Annotated in this window: 17 protein-coding genes and 1 tRNA gene; 12 read left to right on the forward strand and 6 right to left on the reverse strand. The window is 48.3% G+C overall.

The window, feature by feature from the left end; genetic code table 11:
• The first annotated feature begins 170 nt into the window (after nt 1-170).
• Both ACYVJM_RS25160 and ACYVJM_RS25165 read left to right on the forward strand, forming a co-directional pair.
• Nucleotides 171-461 (forward strand): LytTR family transcriptional regulator DNA-binding domain-containing protein, encoded by a 291-nt coding sequence (locus tag ACYVJM_RS25160; RefSeq protein WP_461151148.1) that lies wholly within the window; start codon nt 171-173, stop codon nt 459-461.
• Nucleotides 462-678: 217 nt separating this feature from the next.
• Nucleotides 679-918 (forward strand): DUF6965 family protein, encoded by a 240-nt coding sequence (locus tag ACYVJM_RS25165; protein ID WP_461150997.1) that lies wholly within the window; start codon nt 679-681, stop codon nt 916-918.
• A 1,195-nt stretch (nt 919-2,113) separates the two neighbouring features.
• Here the strand turns inward: ACYVJM_RS25165 and ACYVJM_RS25170 are convergent.
• The 4 genes from ACYVJM_RS25170 to ACYVJM_RS25185 all read right to left on the reverse strand — a co-directional run bounded on the left by ACYVJM_RS25170 (nt 2,114) and on the right by ACYVJM_RS25185 (nt 6,000).
• Nucleotides 2,114-2,338, reverse strand: coding sequence for a hypothetical protein (locus ACYVJM_RS25170; RefSeq protein WP_461150998.1), 225 nt, complete (start codon nt 2,336-2,338; stop codon nt 2,114-2,116).
• Between the two features lie 160 nt (nt 2,339-2,498).
• Nucleotides 2,499-3,989 (reverse strand): TonB-dependent receptor, encoded by a 1,491-nt coding sequence (locus tag ACYVJM_RS25175; protein ID WP_461150999.1) that lies wholly within the window; start codon nt 3,987-3,989, stop codon nt 2,499-2,501.
• An 88-nt stretch (nt 3,990-4,077) separates the two neighbouring features.
• Nucleotides 4,078-5,541 (reverse strand): S41 family peptidase, encoded by a 1,464-nt coding sequence (locus tag ACYVJM_RS25180; RefSeq protein WP_461151000.1) that lies wholly within the window; start codon nt 5,539-5,541, stop codon nt 4,078-4,080.
• Nucleotides 5,542-5,646: 105 nt separating this feature from the next.
• Nucleotides 5,647-6,000 carry a YraN family protein gene (locus tag ACYVJM_RS25185; RefSeq protein ID WP_461151001.1) on the reverse strand — a complete coding sequence of 118 codons (354 nt, stop codon included), beginning with the start codon at nt 5,998-6,000 and terminating at the stop codon, nt 5,647-5,649.
• Between the two features lie 100 nt (nt 6,001-6,100).
• Between ACYVJM_RS25185 and lipB the strand changes: the two genes are divergently transcribed.
• From lipB to ACYVJM_RS25210, 5 genes are all read left to right on the forward strand, one after another.
• Nucleotides 6,101-6,838 (forward strand): lipoyl(octanoyl) transferase LipB, encoded by a 738-nt coding sequence (gene lipB / locus ACYVJM_RS25190; RefSeq protein ID WP_461151002.1) that lies wholly within the window; start codon nt 6,101-6,103, stop codon nt 6,836-6,838.
• An 82-nt stretch (nt 6,839-6,920) separates the two neighbouring features.
• Complete coding sequence (locus ACYVJM_RS25195) at nt 6,921-7,325, forward strand: hypothetical protein (RefSeq protein ID WP_461151003.1); 405 nt, start codon at nt 6,921-6,923, stop codon at nt 7,323-7,325.
• A 51-nt stretch (nt 7,326-7,376) separates the two neighbouring features.
• Nucleotides 7,377-8,114: a 3'-5' exonuclease gene (locus ACYVJM_RS25200; protein ID WP_461151004.1), complete on the forward strand. Its 738-nt coding sequence runs from the start codon at nt 7,377-7,379 to the stop codon at nt 8,112-8,114.
• A gap of 139 nt (nt 8,115-8,253) precedes the next feature.
• Nucleotides 8,254-10,731: a ribonuclease R gene (gene rnr, locus ACYVJM_RS25205; RefSeq protein ID WP_461151005.1), complete on the forward strand. Its 2,478-nt coding sequence runs from the start codon at nt 8,254-8,256 to the stop codon at nt 10,729-10,731.
• Nucleotides 10,732-10,846: 115 nt separating this feature from the next.
• Nucleotides 10,847-10,918: transfer RNA gene (locus tag ACYVJM_RS25210), tRNA-Arg, on the forward strand.
• 231 nt (nt 10,919-11,149) lie between these two features.
• Here the strand turns inward: ACYVJM_RS25210 and ACYVJM_RS25215 are convergent.
• Nucleotides 11,150-12,682, reverse strand: a complete 1,533-nt coding sequence (locus tag ACYVJM_RS25215) for a hypothetical protein (protein WP_461151006.1) — start codon at nt 12,680-12,682, stop codon at nt 11,150-11,152.
• A 300-nt stretch (nt 12,683-12,982) separates the two neighbouring features.
• On the opposite strand from ACYVJM_RS25215, the gene ACYVJM_RS25220 reads away from it, so the two are divergent.
• From ACYVJM_RS25220 to ACYVJM_RS25240, 5 genes are all read left to right on the forward strand, one after another.
• On the forward strand, nt 12,983-13,177 hold the full coding sequence (locus tag ACYVJM_RS25220) for a hypothetical protein (protein ID WP_461151007.1): 195 nt from the start codon (nt 12,983-12,985) through the stop codon (nt 13,175-13,177).
• Nucleotides 13,178-13,295: 118 nt separating this feature from the next.
• Nucleotides 13,296-13,730, forward strand: coding sequence for an EVE domain-containing protein (locus tag ACYVJM_RS25225; RefSeq protein ID WP_461151008.1), 435 nt, complete (start codon nt 13,296-13,298; stop codon nt 13,728-13,730).
• Complete coding sequence (locus ACYVJM_RS25230) at nt 13,723-14,178, forward strand: MarR family winged helix-turn-helix transcriptional regulator (protein WP_461151009.1); 456 nt, start codon at nt 13,723-13,725, stop codon at nt 14,176-14,178. The genes ACYVJM_RS25225 and ACYVJM_RS25230 overlap by 8 nt, the downstream gene beginning before the upstream one ends.
• A gap of 305 nt (nt 14,179-14,483) precedes the next feature.
• Entirely contained in the window at nt 14,484-17,036 is a 2,553-nt protein-coding gene (locus ACYVJM_RS25235; protein WP_461151010.1) for an FdhF/YdeP family oxidoreductase, read from the forward strand.
• Between the two features lie 486 nt (nt 17,037-17,522).
• Nucleotides 17,523-19,226 (forward strand): AMP-binding protein, encoded by a 1,704-nt coding sequence (locus ACYVJM_RS25240; protein ID WP_461151011.1) that lies wholly within the window; start codon nt 17,523-17,525, stop codon nt 19,224-19,226.
• A 161-nt stretch (nt 19,227-19,387) separates the two neighbouring features.
• On the opposite strand, the gene ACYVJM_RS25245 is transcribed toward ACYVJM_RS25240, so the two are convergent.
• Nucleotides 19,388-19,825 (reverse strand): LytR/AlgR family response regulator transcription factor, encoded by a 438-nt coding sequence (locus ACYVJM_RS25245; protein ID WP_461151012.1) that lies wholly within the window; start codon nt 19,823-19,825, stop codon nt 19,388-19,390.
• Nucleotides 19,826-20,071 lie beyond the last annotated feature (246 nt).

Below are 20,071 nucleotides of genomic sequence, written 5' to 3' on the forward strand. Positions count from 1 at the left end.
CACCTAATTAATTTATTTTTCACAGCCACAGAATAAATTTCTCCTTTTCCTACTGGATAACATATTTATTCGTTATGTTTGCAAAAGAATATATTAGTTAACTAATAGTTACCGATAGATAAATAGTAGAAATGACTTTTACTAAATTAAGTACTAACACGGTTCGTATTATGTATTTAATGGGTTGGGGGAATTACACACGCGTTTTTTTTATCGATTCCTCTCCGGCCATTAATGCAACCACGCTGAAAAAGTGTGTTGATACGCTGCCCGGATTTATTCGACTAAGCAAAAGTGTGGCGGCAAATCCGGCTCATATATCACAAATCCGTCGGAAGAGTGATCGATCAGCGGAGTTACTTGTAGCTGGAAACTGGTTGCATGTAAGTCGCCGGCGAGTGCCTGCAGTTCTCAGCCAGCTTGAGCCTCATTTTGCTAGCAGAAGGAAAGTAATAGCTTAATTTATAAAGCATTATATATAAAAATAAAAGTATATATAGTATTAGGTTAGTAAGTGTTTAGATAGGGATTTATTATTTCAAGGGTTAGGTGTGACATAGCCGGGCAATGCCCGGCTTTTGTTTTTTGTAGCGAACCAGCATTACTCGTTATGGTTTCTGCACAGGGAATCCACCCGCCTATGGTGCATATAATTAATTTGATGCCTATTTTCGTCCTATGCATTTTAGTAACGAACACGAAGAATTAGAAAATTTCTTTCGCGACCGATCCCTCCCGAGCGGCCCACAACACATCAACGAATACAGCGTATTTCTTAATCTGCCGGGTGCTGTAACCACTCAACTTCAGTGGTTGCATAGTGAAGTAGCCGCTACCAGAAAATCGGCGGCCGTGATGCTGCAGGAAGTACGTGATTGGTTGCTTCAACAGGCCGGTTCAGACCAACTGCCCAATTAACGTTTGGGTTCCTTTAAGACATTGTTGGGGATTTTTGGGGCTTCACCTATTGTGCTGATATTGTGAGGCTGTCAAGAGCCAGGTCCTAGGGATGACGCTGGTAGTACTTAACGCTGACAAACTTGTGGCCCATTCGCCTGATGAAGAAAAAACCCGCAAATCAAAGCGTTCACGGGTTTATATATCTTCATTCTTTTTAATTTTTCGATATAAAACTAACAAATTGTTAACTTAAAATCAAATAAGATAACAAATTTAAATTCGTTTTCTGACAATTAACCACCAGTTGCCTGATTCGGTAGGTAATATGGTACGTTCTACTGGTCAAAAAGATCGGTAAGACATTGTGATAGATACTAGTGTGAGCCTGAATAGAGAGTCCCCTAAAGCGTTGAATCTATAATTGAGTACCCGAAAGCTGACGGCAGAAAGTTAACCTTAATAAAGGCGAGGGTGGTTACCGATCGAAAAGCCACTTAGCTTGTACAATTCTATTTATATGTGTCGCACTTTGTAGGCAGGCCTTCTAATGACTAATGTCGAATTGGCGCGCTCGTAATCGTCAATGAATTCCAATCCCAGTTCGCTTACAACATAGCATAAGGGCTCAACAACGTTTTTTGTATCTACCCAAACAAGTCCACTCTCGAGTAACCCATTCAGGTAATAGTCAATCATCAGACGATTAAGCGTTGTTTTACTTTGCACTTCGCAAGCTGTTGCACCACCGTACGTTGCCGTAAGAACACAATATTGAGCGAAGGTGAGAATCATAATACATCAGTGGCTTATATCAACACTATAACTTTGATTAAATAAAAAGGCCTTATGTAACTTAATTAACCCCTATGTGAAATAGATAATGATTTATAGATGAATTTTGTTCATAAATGTATATTAAATTTTACCTATTCAGTAAAAAAATTTGTTCTAATAAATTTAAGGTACAAGTTGATTAAGGGTATATAGTATAGTAGTTGTCTGCAGGCCATAACCCGGCAATCTAAAATCGCCGAAGATGTGCGATATAGATACGTTTGACCACAGTATTGGATCATCCGGTAAGCAGTAGAGTACATTGATGAAATTGTATTGCCTCCTCTCCTCGCACGACGAGAGCTTGAGGACAGGAAGGGAGGCCGATTAAGATGTAGTTACCTTAATCGGCGTAGAGAATCGGCTTATTGAGTAGTACTCAAATGGCTTCTTCAATAGCCAGACGAACTAATTGTCCTTCTCTATTCCAAAATATTCCTGCTGTATTATTTTCTCCCGACAAAGCCAGTACAAAGCCGTTTTCGTCGGCGTAGTGGCTCATCATTTCCGACATGATCAAACCGTATTCATAAGGAACAACAATTCGCTTTACAGCACCGTATGCTGCCCCCGTCCAAACGGTTAATGTTACTTGTTCTTTCATTACTGCCATCTCATTAGATGAACGTTGCTCTGCTCATCAACTCAATAGCAGCGTAGAATACCCTCATCAGCACTGAAAAGCTATTTAGCGGCAAACGGCTGCTTATTGTAAGCATTCTGATCTGTTGCTTTTGTCAGGCATCTCCAACCGGTTCTGAACCCTAACTTACAGGCGTTGATAACGGAGCCGGCATTTGTTCTTCAACCTGCTGCTGCCGCACCTGCTGCCCAATGGGTATGTATTCTACCTCACACGGATAGCCAAACAGGCAGTTCGTTTTTATCTGATCAGCTACGCGGGCAGGCACCATGTTTTCCCAGCCATCTTCGCCCTGCTGTATCATTTCCAGCACGTGGTCGGTCGAAATGTGCAGGTTCTGTTCGTTGTAATCCGTGATGTCCTCGATTTTATCGTTTCGTACGAGATATTGAAACAGGGGCTCCAATGTTGGGGGTAATTCGAATTCGTTGCAGGTGTAAATAGCACCATGTTTCAGCGTCGGATAGACAAATAGCTTGACTTTACGACTAAACAGTGTGGCGAACGATTCGAGAATACCACCCGGCAGAAACTCGTAGTGCCCTTCTTCGAAAATGTATTCCAGGTTCGGAATACCCACAATCAGGCCTATCTTGAGCCGCGTCAATCGGGCCAGGTACGCAACAAGTTTATAGTATTCGAGGTAGTTGGAAATCATTACCGTCTGGCCCATCGAGCACAGAATGTCGACCCGGTCCAGAAAGTCTTTCTCATCGATACCCTGCTCATTGGCTTTCAGATTGTGCAGGGTCAACTCGGCCATCGACACCACCCGGTTGGAATCAACATCCGGTTCGTCTTTGAACTGCTTAAGCCCGTTCTCGATCATATCCATCTGAACATTGGTAACGGGTCGCAGTCGACCACGCATAACCAGAATATGCTTTTTGTACAGAGCCTCCGATGGTTGGAGCACCTGCCCGTCGGGTCCGAAGAGCGCGGCATCAGTAAAGCCGTTTTTAACGAGGTGCAAACTCATCAGTCGGTTGTCGACATCGGCGAAATCCGGGCCGCTGAACCGGATCATATCAATCTGAATTCGTTCGGGAGCCAGATCATCCATGAGCGAAAGGACCAGCGTTTCGGGCGACTTCGAGTAGTAATAGCACCCATAAATCAAATTGACCCCGATAATACCCAGCGCCTGCTGCTGCAAAATATTCTCATTGTCGATCATCCGAACGTGGATAATGACATCGTTGTAGCCGGATTGCGGATTCAGCTGGAACCGACAGCCGAGCCAGCCGTGTGCTTCGTTGGTTTTCTGGTAGTTCAGGGCAACAACTGTATTGGCAAAGGCAAAAAAGGTCGTGTCGGGGCCCCGCTTTTCGGCTAACCGTTTTTCGAGTAAGCTGTACTCCTTATTAAGCATCTTTACCAGTCTCGACTCGACCACGTAACGTCCGCTTTCTTCGACTCCATAGATGGAATCGCTAAAGGTCATGTCGTACGCCGACATGGTTTTGGCAATGGTACCCGATGACCCGCCCGCTTTAAAGAACATAGCGGCTGTTTCCTGACCTGCTCCAATCTCGGCAAATGAACCATAAATACGACGGTCAAGATTTATACGTAATGCTTTCTGCTTAGTACCTATATTCTTTTCGTACATAGTCTCGTTAGGTTGCTGATGTTAAAGTTACAGTATAAAACGCCAAAAGCAGCCTGTGGGGCTGCTTCAAACGCAAAATAATACAATATTAATGTACCGACCCCAGTTGTTTATCACTGATGTACATGTTCCCTCCTCCGGCTTTTTCATCGAGAGATGAGCCGATCAAAGGCCGATCTATTTCTGCATTGGCGGCCCGACGGGCGTTTCGTACTCCCGCGATCTGAAAAATAGCTTCGCTTAACATCGATTCGTTCAAATCGCCGAAAGCTTTCATAGCTACCGTTGGCTCTTTCACCTCAACGAATGGCACAAATCCGTTGCCATATTCGGTAAAGCCCAGTGCATTGGCGGATTTAAACGTGATGGGCTGCATACCCCATTTAATGCGCCCTGTATTATCCGAAATCGTGATCGACCCAACGTTTTTACCCGTAGTGGTTGTGCCAATGGTGGTTACCGTCATAAACGGCCGTAACCCGTTTATGATCAGCTCGCTGGCCGAAGCGGTGCTGTTCGTCGTCAGCACAAAGACACGGCTCAGGTTGGTACCAATATTGGTCGACTTGTTCACGAAATTCTGAATGTTCCAGTTGGCCCCGTTTTTGGCAGCATAAATGGCCGCAGCGGTAGGGTTCCACTTCTGAGAATAGAATACTTTGGAGGCATCAACATTTTTGCCGATCAAACTGGCCAGATTAACCGCCGAACTTACATATCCTCCGCGATTGTAGCGCAGATCGAGCACCAGTTCATTGACGCCTTTTTGCTTGAACTTGCCGAAAATGTTATCCAGTTTCAGGTCGTACGTCTTATCTGTCGGACCACCTAACGTATAAGTACCGGGGATAAACTGGTTGTAAACAACGTACCCGATCGTTTTGCCATTAATGGTGTAAGTCGTATCGAGCAGCACCGGATCTTCCTGAAAGATAATAGCGGTTACCTGTTTTGTCTGATCGGTATCTACGGTTGAGCCGTTCGCAGCTACCGTGGCAAACCCGTATGTATACGTATCTGAACTCCCCGATAGTAAATCGGAGTAATTGGTACCGGTCAGGGTTTGTCCATTCACCTTTGAGATGATATCCCCCCGTTTAATACCGGCTTTAGCGGCTGGCGAGCCAGGCAGAACATACAGCACCGACGCAATAACAGTGGTTCTGGTGTTATCCCGGTAGTACAGCTTATACTGCATACCCGTCGTTTTTGACTGTCCGCTCAAAGAAGCCTTGAGTGTTTCAGCGCTCGGCTGAATCCACGAAAAACGGTCGCCATCGGCATTACTCGTGGCGTTATACGTATTCAGCAGGGAAGCAAAAAACTGGTCTGGACTTAGCGATTTATTAGGACTGGCCGGGAGCTTGTCGTTCCAGAAGTAAAACGTCTGCATGTTTTGCAAGATCCAGTCATTCACCTCCGCATCCGTTACTGCCGTTGTCGATGACAGGTTTCCGGGCGCAACATCTTCACTTTTCTTACATCCTGTAAGCAGGACAGTAGCCGAAACCGCCAGTAACAATGCCGGACGCCAAACGTTAAATACCTTCATAGTAAGTTGTTGATGTGCAATTTCAATGCCTATTAATAACGTAATCGAACACAAAAAAATTTAGTTGTAACTACTTAATTAACAAAGGACGTTTTTCCCGATTACTCAGGAGAAAGCATCTTCAATGTGCTTTACCTGAGGCTCATTGTTAACGAGGGTAATAGCGATGATGTCGAAACGCACATCGAACATCCAGCCTGTAGCGAATATGTACTGCTCAGCCGCTTTCATGATTAGTTTAGCCTTTGTGTAGGAAACGAACTCCTCCGGGTTTCCGTAAATGACGTTGGTCCGGGTTTTTACTTCGGCAAAGACCATCAGCTTCCCTTTTTTGGCGATTACGTCAATCTCCGCATGTTGGTAGCGGTAGTTCCGGACCATAATTTCATACCCCTTTTCCAGCAGATAACGGGCGGCTTCCGCTTCGCCCTCTTTGCCGGTTTCGTTGTGCTGTGCCATCAGTTTAAGTAGGTTACGGGCTAAAATCGAACGAAACAGGCTCGTCTGATTGTTAATAAAGGGAAGTTGCCTTATGAAAGGCTGGTTCCTCCGTAAAGCAATGAATAGGGTTATTAATAAACAAGTTAACGTTCGCAAATTAGGCTTAATCGCGTATCAGGATGCCTGGAATGAGCAGGAGCGTTTGTTTGCCACCATCGTCGATCAGAAATTAACGAACCGCGCGGTCTCTCCGGATGAGCAGCAGCCAACTGCCAATTACCTGCTGTTCTGCGAACATCCCCACGTGTATACCTTGGGCACGAGCGGGCATGAAGAAAACCTTCTGGTCGATGAAACCCGGCTCGCTTCGGAGTTTGGCGCGTCGCTTTTCAAGATTCGGCGGGGGGGCGATATTACTTATCATGGACCCGGCCAGCTGGTAGGTTACCCGATTCTGGATCTGGATAATTTCTTCACCGATATTCATCGGTACATGCGGCTGCTGGAAGAAAGTATCATCCTGACGCTGGCCGATTACGGTCTTCAGGCGGGTCGAATCGAGGGCGTCGGGGCCGAACGCCTGACGGGTGTGTGGCTTGATGCTGATGGAAACAATCCCCGAAAAATCTGTGCTTTGGGCGTGAAAGCAAGCCGTTGGGTAACGATGCATGGTTTCGCCTTGAACGTTAATACAGATTTGAGTTATTTTAACCATATTGTCCCCTGCGGCATCACCGACAAAGCCGTTACCTCACTGGCGCTTGAGTTGGGTCATGAGGTGCCGCTGGACGAGGTGTCAGACAAAGTACAACAGCATCTGTTTACCCTGTTTGACATGGAACCGGTTAATTCGTAAGATCTCGATACAAGATGTGGGCCGATGCCCGGACATGACCCGGAGCCATCTTTATAGCCTTGCTTTTATCTAAACCTTGACAATGAAAAAAGATATTAATTTTTTGCCCGTTGAGGGCGTACAGATAGTAATTGCCCGGAAAGAGAATGAACTTGGGGAATACGACTGGCGGGTATTTCTGATCAACCAAAACGACGTGCCCATTAAAACGGTCTTTGTTACCTCGAAAGGCTACGGACTCAAAAACGATGAAGAGCAGAAAACATCGACCTTACGGCATTTTTTTGTAGAAGTGCTGCCAGGTGCCCACGAGGTGGTCGAAACGATAATGCCCGATGTATTTCACCTGAACAACGAATACTGGGTCAGCTATTTCATCGGCGATCAGATTTTCGACAAAAAGTTCATCTTCGTGCCCGATAGCATCGTCGAAGAAAACCTTGTCACTGTACCAGCGCTGGGTCTGGAAGGAATTCTGCACGCTTAAGTAACGCGGACTGTCCGCGTTACCCACTACCCGCGCTACTCAAAATACCTTATGCCTCAACCCGTCTCCTGGAAGCGTCGTCTTAAAAACTTTCTGTTTATCGACCTCAAAACGGTGGCGGGAGAGCCATCACTCCTATCGGTCGATCCCCGTTTGCAGCGCCAGTGGGAAGAGAAAAGCCGGTATTTCAAAAATGATGATGAGCTCTCACCCGCAGGCTGGTACGACCGAAGGGCCTCGTTCTTTGCCGAATTTGGTAAGATCATCTGCATTGGCGTGGGTGGGTTGTTTTTCGATGACGACGACAAACCCCACCTGAAGGTAAAGCTGCTCAGCAACGACGACGAAGTACCGTTGCTGACCGAGTTTCTGGCCATAGTAAACCGGTACCCACCCGGCGAACTAACCCTTTGTGCGCACAATGGCAAGGAATTTGACTTCCCGTATCTGTGTCGGCGGCTGATGGCTAATGGACTTCCACTACCACCGGCCTTACAGATTTCCGGCAAGAAACCCTGGGATATTCCCCACCGCGATACGCTTGAGTACTGGCAGTTCGGCGACAAACGGCATTTCGTACCCCTCGACTTGCTGGCCGCCGTACTCAATGTACCCACCCGCCCCCTCGAATGGACCGGCGACCGCACCAGCGAGGTGTATTACCGCGAACACGACTGGCCCCGTATTGAAAAGTACGCCCGCGACTCGATGGTAATGCTGGTGCAGGTTTACCTGAAAATGGTGGGTGCTCCGCTCGTGGCCGACGAGCATATTGTATTGAGTGATTGAGGCTTTATTAATGACTAATGGGTTATGTAAAATGAATAATGCTGTTTAACACCATTGTATATAATTCATTACCCACTATCCAGCCTTCTTCCACACAGAATTAAACATTTTAGCCTGACGAAAGAGTTAGGCAAGTAACATGAGAAACGGAAAACCAAAACAAACTAAATATACAAAGGATGCCGCCAGCCAACCGGCCGGTCGGCAATCTCACACAGCACGCCCGCGCGAAAAGGGGGTAGAACGATCCGGCAAAAGCCATGTTCGCCCCATTCAGCAGGCAGACTCGTTTCTGGATGAAATGAAAAACGACATCATGGCGTTTTTCCAGATTAACGACGGACAGTCGTTTACCCAGGAGCAGGTTCTCGACCATTTCGACACCAGCGACCGGCGCATGAAACTCATCATGCACGGCCTTATTGGCGAACTCACCGACGAAGGCACCATTGTACGGCAACCCGACGGTAGCTACCGCGCCGATGCCGACGCTAATATTATCGAAGGTGTTGTCGACCACGTCAATTCGCGCTTTGCCTTTGTCATTCCCGATACAGCCGCTGGTACCGCCCGCGACCGCGATGATGACATCTGGGTATCGTCTGATGACCTGGCCGGGGCCGTTGATGGCGACCGCGTACGCGTGGTGCGCTTCCAGGACTCGCGCAACGGAGGCCGCAATGCCGCCCGGCGCCGGATTGAAGGCAAAGTAGCCGGCATCGTGGAGCGTGGCCGTACAGAACTGGTGGGCCGCATTGAAGTCTGGCCAACCTACGGTTTTGTAGTGCCCGACAGCAAGAAGATATACGATGACATTTTCATCCCGAAAGAAAAACTCGGGGGTGCCAACGACAACGAGAAGGTCATTGTTCGCCTGACAAAATTCCCCGACCCCAACAGCAGCAAGCAGCGGTTTGAGGGCGAGGTGATTACCGTATTGGGCGTGGCTGGTCAGAACAACACCGAGATGCACGCCATTCTGGCGGAGTTCGGGCTGCCGATTCATTTCCCCGCCGATGTGGAGAAAGAAGCTGAAGCCATCCCGACCAAAATTCTGAAGAAAGACCTGGCCAAACGGCGCGACATGCGGGATGTGACGACCTTCACCATCGACCCGATCGATGCCAAGGACTTCGACGATGCTCTGTCGGTGCAGGTGCTGGACAATGGTAATTACGAAATCGGCGTTCACATCGCCGACGTAACCCACTACGTATTGCCCGGTTCAAAGCTGGAAGAAGAAGCGTACAAACGGGCTACATCGGTTTATCTGGTAGACCGGGTCGTTCCTATGCTGCCCGAGAAACTGTCGAACGGTCTGTGTTCACTCCGGCCTAATGAAGACAAACTGACTTTCTCGGCCGTTTTCGAGATGACCCCCGACGCTAAAATCGTGAATGAATGGTTTGGCCGAACAGCCATCCACTCTAACCGTCGGTTTGCTTACGAGGAAGCGCAGGATATTTTGAACAGCAACAGTGGTGACTATATAGAGGAACTACGCCTGCTGAACGAGCTGGCCTACAAACTCCGCGACGAACGCTTCAAAAACGGAGCGATCAACTTCGAAACGGTTGAGGTGCGTTTCCGACTCGACGAGAATGGCGTTCCGCTGGCCGTTTACCCCAAAATTCGGCAGGACACCAACAAACTCATCGAAGAGTTTATGCTGCTGGCGAATAAACGGGTGGCTGAGTTTGTGCATTCGCTCTCGAAGCGCAACAAAGGGGGTGAAGAAAACACGATGGTTTACCGGGTACACGAATCCCCGGCCGATGACAAGCTCCGCAGTTTTTCGGACTTCGCGCGTAAGCTGGGCTACAAACTCAACGTCGACGACGAGCACCTGTCCAACTCCATGAACCGCTTCATGGCGAGCATTGAGGGCAAACCCGAAGCCAACATGCTTCAGCAGCTGGCCGTCCGGACCATGTCGAAGGCGCGCTACAGCACCGAAGACCTGGGCCATTTTGGTCTGGCGTTCAAACGGTACTCGCACTTCACCTCGCCCATCCGTCGTTACCCCGATATGATGGCGCACCGCTTGTTGCAGCATTACCTGGACAAAGGGAAACCCGCCGATCGCGAAGAATACGAAGAGAAATGCCGGCATTCGTCGGAACGGGAGAAGATGGCCTCCGATGCCGAGCGTGCCAGTATCAAGTACAAGCAGGTAGAATTTATGAGCCGGATGGCTCCCGATCAGGTGTTTGAGGGTGTCATCTCGGGCGTTACCGAGTTCGGTATCTTCGTTGAAATTACCGAGAACAGTTGCGAAGGTCTCGTGCGTATGCAGGATCTGAGCGACGACTTTTACGAATTCGACAAAGACAACTACCGCATTATTGGCAGCCGCACCAAAAAGATGTACACTTTTGGCGACGCCGTGGTAGTACGCGTGAAAGAAACTAACCTCGCCCGCCGGAGCATGGACTTTGCCCTCGTCAGCGACAGCGCCGGTCGGGCTACCGATGCGGGCTCAGGTCGCCGGTCGGGTCGCAGCGATAGCAGCCGATCGGGCGGGTCGTCTTCCAGCCGAAAAGTGGGTGGTAGCCGCGATAAAGAAAGGGTAGCCGCGAAAGGTGAAAACCGACGCGGGGGACGCGGCCGCCGATAGTGTTTATAGGGATTACGTTAAAAAATGGCGTAATCCCTATCGGTTGTTTAGAAAACCGCTTGCGTTTTAGTGGTGTAATCTGCTATATTTGCACTCCCAAACAGGGACATTGCCCGCTTCCGTAGTTCAATGGATAGAATTTCGGTTTCCGGTACCGACGATAGGGGTTCGAATCCCTTCGGGAGCACAACAACAGAAAAAGCCTTCATACAGTATGTGTGAAGGCTTTTTCTGTTCTCAGAAACAATTATAAAACTCATAAACTATGCAATTAAGCAACTCTTCAAGCTAAAAAATCCGCTATAATTATTACCTCTCACTAATAATATAATCTGTATGGCTCCTCCGAAAACGGGCCGGAGAACCACCCACCCGACCCAATGAAAAATGTTTTATCTAGTTACGATTACCAATAACATTAGGGTTTTGCTATCTGTCTGACCTGTTTCTCTAATTGCTCAATTCGATTTTGCTGCTGAATCAAATACAAAGTCAGTTCTTCTACTTTCTCGAGTAGTGTAGCGTTCATTTTCGCTAAGTCAATTCCTTCCTTCAAAACCTCTTTGGCCGATGGTACACCGGGTAAGTGTCCATTCTCCTGAACAAAATTCGAAACTGATTCCAACGAACGTAATCTGTAAGTGGGTGCAAAGACTTTATCGCTCCATTCGCCGGTATTGTTGATTCGTAGCTGATAACGCCCCTTGATCACATCACCCCGTTCATTGACGGTCAGAAACTGATCGGTTGAGGTTGCAACCTGACTATTAGTGGTTAGGTTGGATAATCGAAGACCACTGTTATTAGGTGATTCACTAACAACTTCTAATCGAACGGCAGGAGATGAGGTGCCAATCCCAACGTTGGCCTGATTGCCTAAAATCAGCGCATTACTGATGGCTACGCGAGAATTAGCGCCAATGGCAGCAGCGTTGTACAGACCATCCTCTGCCTGGCTATTGTACCCCATCAGTACGTTGTCGTCACTGGTAGTAATAGCTGTTCCGGAGTTGGGGCCGATAATGATGTTATTGGAGCCAGTGGTAATATTATACCCTGCCCGATAGCCCAGAAAAGTATTTTGACTACCCGTTGTGTTGGTATAGCCAGATTGATAGCCTAAAAATGTGTTGGCAGAAGAAGTCGTGTTATTTATACCCGAACTAGTTCCTACAAAGGTATTATGCTGACCCGTTGTGTTTGCTGCACCGGCAGAAGCTCCGATAAATGCATTAGCTGCACCCGTAGTGTTGGACGTACCCGCTACGTAGCCATTAAACGTATTAAAGGAGCCAGTTGTGGTTGAAAAACCCGCCATTGACCCCGTAAAGGCATTATTAGCGCCTGTTGTATTATGATTTCCTGCTGAAGAACCCAAAAAGGTGTTCGAGTAACCTAGGGTATTATACTGACCTGCATAGACTCCCAGGAAAGCATTATCATTGCCTGTCGTATTGTAATAACCCGTCTGATAGCCGATAAAGGCGTTATTTAGCCCATTTTGATTTCTAGCTCCCGCAGAGTTGCCTAAAAATGTGTTGTTGGCACCGGTTGTATTATTGCCGCCTGTTTGATAACCTAAAAAGACATTAGAAGAACCAGTCGAATTGAAATAGCCTGCAGACTCACCAATAAAAGTATTCTCAGTGCCTGAGGTATTATTAAAGCCCGTCACACCTCCAATAAAAGTATTAAGAGAGCCAGTAGTAGTCTTGTAACCGGCACCGGCACCCATAAAGACATTTTGAGTTCCTATCGTATTGGCATTACCGGCCGCATACCCAACAAAAACATTTGAATTCCCTGACGTAATCGCATTCCCCGCATCATAGCCAACCAATGTATTGAAAGTACCGGGTGTTAGCGAGTTAGGCGTATTGACTACATAGTTGTTCTGTGCTAGCAGAGGTGTATTGATTAAAATAAGAAGTAAATAGAAGAACTGTTTCATTGTACTAATTTAATGGCTCGTTCAGAAAGATAAAGTACGGTAAGTTACTAAAAGTCGATCGCTATTAACTATATAGAATCAATTATTTATTATCTTATTTAGTTTCGTTAATAAGTTAACGGAAATTATAGATATCAGTCAGTTACTAGCGCACAAATTGCGCCATCTGAAATAAAAACGGGCTAGGGAAACCACCCAGCTTGTTCTAAGACGTCAAGCTTGACCTTTATTATTCTGCTTTGAACCAAAGCAGATCGGATTCGGTTAATTTAGTAGTCATGACTACTAAATTAACCGATCATGCAATTTTCAATCCAACTAGGTTTTGTTTCACTTCAGGTGAGTGATCTGGAAGCCTCACGGCAGTTTTATACCGACGTTATGCGGTTGCAATCCGTTACCCAGTCGCCACCCGATACCTACGCCTTTGCTGTCTGGAGTGGAGCTATCTTTACCATTCGGAAACCCATAGTGGATTTAAAAACGTCTTCCTGAAAGCCGTTAGGGACAGAGCTACTCTGATTCAGGGCATGCAGCCAACGCCCTTTGGCAATACCGCCATCATTGCCGATTCCGATAGGCATTAGTTAACCCTACAAGAGACAAAAAGCGAATGAACCAAACTAACTATTGGATCGTGGTAGCTAGCCGCGACCACGCGCTGAACGGGGTTGCACAAGGCTTCGTACAGGCTAATCATGGGAAGCCCGGCCCCCTTCGTCGCATGCAGCCCGGCGATGGCGTGGTAATCTACGCACCTAAGCGGGTGTATGGCCAGACAGAGCCTTACCAGCGGTTTGTCGCCTTGGGTGAAGTGAGCCAGGGGCCGGTGTTCCAGGCCGAGGTTAGTGCTGATTTTCGTCCCTTCCGGCGACAGGTAAGCTATCAGTCGGTTAGCGAAACGCCCATTCAACCCTTACTGGAACACCTCAGTTTTACTCAACCCAGAGCGAGTTGGGGAGCCAAGTTTCGGTTTGGCTGTTTCCAGATTCCAGCCACTGACTTTATGCTGATTCAATCGGCCATGACCCCTGATTCTCATGAATGAAACCGCCATTTTTAGCTTTACCCAGCCCGAAGAAAATAACGGCTACCTGCTTTGGCAGGTAAGTATGCGCTGGCAACTACAGATGAATCAGCAGTTGCGTGGCGTGGACCTAACGCTGACCCAATTCTCGCTGCTGGCTGGCCTATACTGGCTCAGTCGACAGGGCGAGTTGGTCACCCAGCAGCGACTGGCCGATTATGCGCACACCGATAAGATGATGACCTCTAAAGTGGTACAAACACTGGCCAGTAAGGGTTTCCTCCTTCGGGTTGATAACCCGGAAGATGGCCGGGCCAAGCACCTGCAACTGACGCCGGTTGGGGAAACGATCCTGGTGCAGGCCAATTCGTTAGTCGAGCAGGTCGATGCTGCCTTTTTTGGCGCTATTGAGCCGGAAACGACCACCTTCAACCGGCTGATGCAGCGCCTGACCGTATTACCTCGCTAACAGCTACCGAGTTGACCGGTGTTGGCCGATAGTTTATTTTCCTGCTAAATATTTGCCCTACAAAATGGGGCCATGGGCGGTAATCTACCGGTTGCTCCCTGTCAGGTTTATCACGGCCCGTTAGTAATCACTGGTGGAGTTTGCCTTTTCTTCAAAACATCTCGGCTCAACAACGCATTGTTTTGAACGTACCATTAAAATATGGCAAAAATGGACAGCCCGTCAGGCCATCGGTTACTGGATTTCGTTAGATAGGTACGTGCTTTATCAACGCTTTACTTTCGGCCCGCAGGCCGCCCTATACTATGGAAAAGACGCCTAATAACGAGAGCAGGCCCAGTAATCCGGCCGAACAGGATGTGAACAACGTTCCCCAAAGTGGTGATCGTCCCGATCAGGGAACTGAGCGTACCAACGACCACTACGACCCGCAGGGAAAACCAGATGCCGATAAACGCGTATTTTCAGCTCCCGATAACGTGGCCGCAAAACATAAAAACCCTGTACTGGCGCAACCGCCCGAAGAATTCACCGGTCTTAAACTTGGCAAGCCTGCTACGGTTGCCGCTGGTGTCACCGCCGTTCTTAAATCCATGGAGTTTTCGTGGAGTGAAGCGGGCGTTGGCCGGGGCACTCATGCGCTGCTGAAGCTCAATCAGAAAGACGGTTTCGACTGCTCGTCCTGCGCCTGGCCCGACCCCGACGACCATCGATCGGTGGCCGAGTTCTGCGAGAATGGCGCCAAAGCCACGGCTTCTGATGCCGATTCGCGCCGGGCCGATCCCGAGTTTTTCGCGAAACATAGTCTGGTCGATTTGTCGCACATGACCGACCGGGATTTGAATAATTCGGGTCGGTTAACGCACCCGATGGTCCTTCGCCCCGGCGATACGCATTACCGGCCCATTGCCTGGCGGGATGCTTTTCAGGTAGTAGCCGATGAGCTGAACGCATTGAAATCGCCCGACGAAGCTATTTTCTACACCTCGGGGAAGGTGCCTAATGAACCAGCTTATCTGTATCAGCTTTTCGTGCGGGAGTTCGGCACCAACAACCTCCCCGACTGCTCCAATATGTGTCACGAAAGCAGTGGTTCGGCGCTGAGCCCCACGCTTGGGCTAGGCAAAGGATCTGTAACGTTAAATGACGTTCATGATGCCGAGGTTATCCTGATCATGGGACAAAACCCCGGCACGAACCACCCGCGTATGCTTACGGCTTTGCAGATAGCCAAGCGCAAAGGGGCCAAAATAATTGCGATCAACCCCTTACACGAAGCGGGGCTGAGCCACTTCAAGAATCCGCAGGATTTCATGAACCCCATCAAAGCGGTAGGTACGTTACTCAGTAAGGGGACGCCCATTGCTGATTTGCACTTGCAAGTGAAGATCAACGGGGATATGGCCGTGCTGCGGGGTATTATGAAACACTTGCTTGTGGCTGAAGAGCAAAAGCCCGGCACTGTACTCGACCACGAATTCATCAAGCAATACACCGCCGGTTATGACGAATTCATAGCGACAATTCGCAATACCGCCTGGGAGGATATAGAAGAAATGAGTGGCCTGTCGCGCGGTCAACTGCTCGAAGCGGCCAACATTATTGCCCCTAAACAAAAAATCGTTACCTGCTGGGCTATGGGCCTTACCCAACAGAAAAACGGAGTCATGAGCATTCAGGAAATCGTCAATCTACACCTGATGAAGGGGGCGGTTGGTATTCCGGGGGCAGGCACCTGTCCGGTTCGCGGTCACTCTAACGTGCAGGGCGACCGTACGATGGGTATCTGGGAACGCCCACACGATGATTTCCTGGACGCTCTTAAAAAAGAATACGGCTTTGAGCCACCCCGCGAGCATGGCTACGATACGGTTGAGTCGATCAAGGCGATGCATGAGGGCAAAACGCAGGTCTTCATGAGTCTGGGCGGCAACTTCCTGTCGGCCTCGCCCGATACCGAACTGGTAGCCGAAGCGCTTCGCAAACAGAGTCTGACCGTGTTTGTCAGTACAAAGATCAACCGCGGCCACCTCGTTACGGGGAAAACATCGCTGATACTACCCTGCTTCGCTCATTTGGATATTGATATGCAGAAGTCGGGGCATCAGTTTACCTCCTGCGAGAACTCGATGGGGGTAGTGAGCCAGAACAAAGGCGTACTGGAACCGCTGGAAGGCGAAATGCTGAGTGAAGTGGCCATATTATCGGGCATTGCCTTGACCACGCTGGGTGAGCGGACAAAAGTCGACTGGGTCGGCTATACCGAAAACTACGATACCATTCGGGATGCTATTGCCCGCGTAATTCCCGGCTTTGATAAGTTCAACGAGAAGATTCGGAAGCCGGGTGGTTTTTATCTGCCCAACGGCCCCCGTGAGCGGAACTTCACAACCGAAAATGGTAAAGCCAACTTCACTGCCACCGACATGGTCAGGCATGAGCTTGAGCCTGACCAACTGGTTATGATGTCCATCCGAAGCCATGACCAGTTCAACACTACGATTTACGATTATAACGACCGCTACCGGGGAGTGTATGGCGAACGGCGGGTTATTTTCATGAACCCACAGGACATGAAAGAGCGAGGTATCGAAGCGCGTCAGTTAGTCAATATCACGAGCCATTTTGAAGGGCAGCAACGAAAGCTGGAGCGATTTATCGCTATTCCGTACAATATCCCGAAAGGCGACACTGCTGCTTATTACCCGGAAGTGAACCCGCTGGTGCCCGTGGCCAGCGTAGCCTACATTAGTAATACGCCAACGTCGAAATTTATTGTCGTTACGGTAGAACCCATCGCCGAGCGTCTGCCCGACGGGAGTACGTCAGCGGTTCCAATGGTCGTTGAAGCCAGCTAGTTTATGATCTCCAACCCTCGAATAGTAAGGAGGTTACGGGATTATAGTTACAACTGGTTACAAAAATCGCTAAACGTTGGCAAAGACATTAAAATAGTATGTACCTTGCAGTCACTGTAGGAACTAAAAACGCCGAACACATTAGCGGCCCGGCGTTTCTGCACTATTTTCTTAACTTAAACGCTGTTACGCGCTGGGTATATGACGAAAATTTCAACCTTAGCGTTGCATCAAGACGTCCATTTTGTACAAACGGTATAATTCCTGTACAAATGGACAACAAACAAACGCCGGACTTCAACAAGTCCGGCGTTTGTATTTCGTTCGTATAAAGGTGTTTGACATAGACACCAGATAGAACAATTTCCTTAGTTTTGTTGCACGTATCAAGGATTTATGGACGCCTGGTCAGGGTACCATAACTTATACTTACTATACCTATCTAAGACAGACGAATTTAGTTTCGCTCTAAAACCTACACGCTACATGAACACTGAATCAACTCTAAATCCGTATCCATGGCGCCGTTTTTATCCTAAAGAAGTGCCGGATGAAATCAACCCAGATACATACCCATCGCTGGCAGCTTTGATGGAAGACGGTTTCCGGCGATTTACAGATCGACCTGCTTATTCCTGCATGGGCAAAGAAATCTCCTTTGGCGAAGTCGATAAACTGTCGGCCCAGTTTGCTTCATTTCTGCAAAACGAATTGAAACTCCAGAAAGGGGATCGGATTGCCATTCAGATGCCCAACACGCTGCAATACCCTATAGCCATGTTTGGTGCGCTCCGGGCGGGTTTGGCGGTTGTCAACACGAATCCGCTCTATACCCCGCGCGAAATGCAGCATCAGTTCAAGGATTCCGGCGTAAAAGCTATTGTCATCCTGAGCAACTTTGCGAGCAATCTGGAGAAAATTCTGGACCGGACAGACATTCAGCACATCATTGTCACCTCGCTCGGTGATCTATTGGGTTTCCCCAAGAAACAGATCGTCAATGCGGTTGTCAAGTATGTCAAGAAACTGGTTCCTGCTTACAACCTGCCCGACGCCATCTCATTCAATGATGCTCTGAGCCGGGGCAGCAGCCAGCCATTTAAACCGGTAGCCATCAAAAATACGGACATGGCTTTTGTTCAGTATACGGGTGGTACCACAGGTGTTTCGAAAGGTGCAGTATTGACCCACCGGAACATCCTGTCGAATGTTGAATGCCAGGATTACTGGATGAAACCCAGCGGCATTCCCGATGGCGAAGGCATCATTGTTGCGGCTTTACCGCTTTACCATGTGTACGCCCTTACGACCAACGCCCTGGCTTCGCTCAAGAACGGGTCCATGAACCTGCTGATTACGAACCCGCGTGACATGAACGCGTTCATCAACGATCTGAAAAAGTACAAGATCACGGCATTCACGGGGGTCAATACACTTTATAATGGCTTGTTGAATAACCCCCGTATCAATGAAGTCGATTTTAGCCACCTTAAGGTCACGTCGGCGGGTGGCATGGCCTTGCAGACATCCGTTGCTGAACGCTGGAAGAAATTAACTGGCAACACACCCTGCGAAGGCTACGGCCTGACGGAGACATCCCCGGTCCTTTGTTCTAATCCTATTGACGGTTCCGTTCGGGTGGGCACCATCGGCATTCCCTGGCCGAGTACAGAAATGAAAATCATTCGGGACGATGGCAGCGATGCCCCCATTGGCGAACCCGGCGAAATAATAGCCCGTGGCCCGCAGGTATTCAGTGGCTACTATAATCGGCCCGAAGAAACAGAGAAATCCATGCTGAACGGTTGGTTCAAGACCGGTGATGTAGGCGTTATGAATGAAGACGGTTTCTTTAAGATTGTCGACCGGAAAAAGGACATGATTCTGGTATCCGGCTTCAATGTCTACCCCAACGAGATCGAAGATGTCGTTGCCCAGTGTCCGGGTGTGCTCGAAGTAGCGTGCATTGGTGTTCCCGACGAAAAGTCGACAGAGGTGGTTAAGATCTTTGTCGTGAAAAAAGACCCCGACCTGACAGCCGACACCATCAAGGCATTCTGCCGCGAGAACCTGACCGCCTACAAAGTACCTCGCGTTATCGAGTTCCGGACGGAGTTGCCAAAGTCGAATGTGGGCAAGATTCTTCGTAAACCGCTACGGGATGAAGAGTTAGCCAAATTGGCGAAGTAATTGTGTTTCCTGCATACAGAAAAAGGCAGCTTCTTATGCAGAAGCTGCCTTTTTCTGTATGCAGGAAACGTGGAAATTAACAACAACGATGTTTTTTTTCGCATAACAGGCCGCCACCCAAAGTAGCATTAAATAACCTGCGTTTCAGATAAATTAAACTTTTAGGCCAAAATTGAAAAGGTATCCATCGTTTTCAATTCCTGCTGAAAACCCTTTACCTGCTTAATAAAGCGACTTGCCTTTCGGCGTGACACTTCTACACGGTCGCCATTAACGAGACCCGCGCAAAGTTGTTCTCCCGGGTAAACACCTTCCAGATACAGCAGGTTAATGATATTTTTTTTGTGCGGTCGAACAAACACTTTAGACGAAAGCCGGCTTTCCATTTTCTTCAGCGTCAGCGATACCATTAACTGGCTTCCGTCGGCGAAATGAAACAAGGTATAGTTCCCTTCACCTTCCAGGCGGACAATACGGTGCATGGGCATCTTTTTGCGGCATCCCCAGAACGGTAGAATCAAATCTGACATGGCAAACTCGTCGGCCAATTGTTCAACATCCCTTTTAGACAGAGGATGGGCAATTAGTGGTAGTCTCATGGTGTAAAAGCAAAGAGGGTGTGAATACAATAGCTCTGAACCAGACAAATAAGGTGTCTATAATCGAGCCAAAAACGTTACCAATTTTACAACTGTTTGCCTGTTAGTCAATGGTTTAAACCTAAAAAATGAACTCTAAATGCTAAAAATACCATGATCAGGGTAGTTAAATTCAGGGAGACAGGCACCCATTTTTGGGAAAACAGTCCGTCGAGCGAACTTATTAAGCCTCTTTCTCCTTGAAAA

This window comes from Spirosoma pulveris (assembly GCF_054781875.1).

What these genes read in the sequence shown, in the direction of transcription:
- ACYVJM_RS25240 (WP_461151011.1), top strand. Translation starts at nt 17,523, where the DNA reads ATGAACACTGAATCAACTCTAAATCCGTATCCATGGCGCCGTTTTTAT.
- ACYVJM_RS25245 (WP_461151012.1), bottom strand. Translation starts at nt 19,825, where the DNA reads ATGAGACTACCACTAATTGCCCATCCTCTGTCTAAAAGGGATGTTGAA.
- ACYVJM_RS25215 (WP_461151006.1), bottom strand. Translation starts at nt 12,682, where the DNA reads ATGAAACAGTTCTTCTATTTACTTCTTATTTTAATCAATACACCTCTG.
- ACYVJM_RS25165 (WP_461150997.1), top strand. Translation starts at nt 679, where the DNA reads ATGCATTTTAGTAACGAACACGAAGAATTAGAAAATTTCTTTCGCGAC.
- ACYVJM_RS25185 (WP_461151001.1), bottom strand. Translation starts at nt 6,000, where the DNA reads ATGGCACAGCACAACGAAACCGGCAAAGAGGGCGAAGCGGAAGCCGCC.
- rnr (WP_461151005.1), top strand. Translation starts at nt 8,254, where the DNA reads ATGAGAAACGGAAAACCAAAACAAACTAAATATACAAAGGATGCCGCC.
- ACYVJM_RS25235 (WP_461151010.1), top strand. Translation starts at nt 14,484, where the DNA reads ATGGAAAAGACGCCTAATAACGAGAGCAGGCCCAGTAATCCGGCCGAA.
- lipB (WP_461151002.1), top strand. Translation starts at nt 6,101, where the DNA reads ATGAATAGGGTTATTAATAAACAAGTTAACGTTCGCAAATTAGGCTTA.
- ACYVJM_RS25180 (WP_461151000.1), bottom strand. Translation starts at nt 5,541, where the DNA reads ATGAAGGTATTTAACGTTTGGCGTCCGGCATTGTTACTGGCGGTTTCG.
- ACYVJM_RS25220 (WP_461151007.1), top strand. Translation starts at nt 12,983, where the DNA reads ATGCAATTTTCAATCCAACTAGGTTTTGTTTCACTTCAGGTGAGTGAT.
- ACYVJM_RS25170 (WP_461150998.1), bottom strand. Translation starts at nt 2,338, where the DNA reads ATGAAAGAACAAGTAACATTAACCGTTTGGACGGGGGCAGCATACGGT.
- ACYVJM_RS25195 (WP_461151003.1), top strand. Translation starts at nt 6,921, where the DNA reads ATGAAAAAAGATATTAATTTTTTGCCCGTTGAGGGCGTACAGATAGTA.
- ACYVJM_RS25225 (WP_461151008.1), top strand. Translation starts at nt 13,296, where the DNA reads ATGAACCAAACTAACTATTGGATCGTGGTAGCTAGCCGCGACCACGCG.
- ACYVJM_RS25200 (WP_461151004.1), top strand. Translation starts at nt 7,377, where the DNA reads ATGCCTCAACCCGTCTCCTGGAAGCGTCGTCTTAAAAACTTTCTGTTT.
- ACYVJM_RS25230 (WP_461151009.1), top strand. Translation starts at nt 13,723, where the DNA reads ATGAATGAAACCGCCATTTTTAGCTTTACCCAGCCCGAAGAAAATAAC.
- ACYVJM_RS25175 (WP_461150999.1), bottom strand. Translation starts at nt 3,989, where the DNA reads ATGTACGAAAAGAATATAGGTACTAAGCAGAAAGCATTACGTATAAAT.
- ACYVJM_RS25160 (WP_461151148.1), top strand. Translation starts at nt 171, where the DNA reads ATGTATTTAATGGGTTGGGGGAATTACACACGCGTTTTTTTTATCGAT.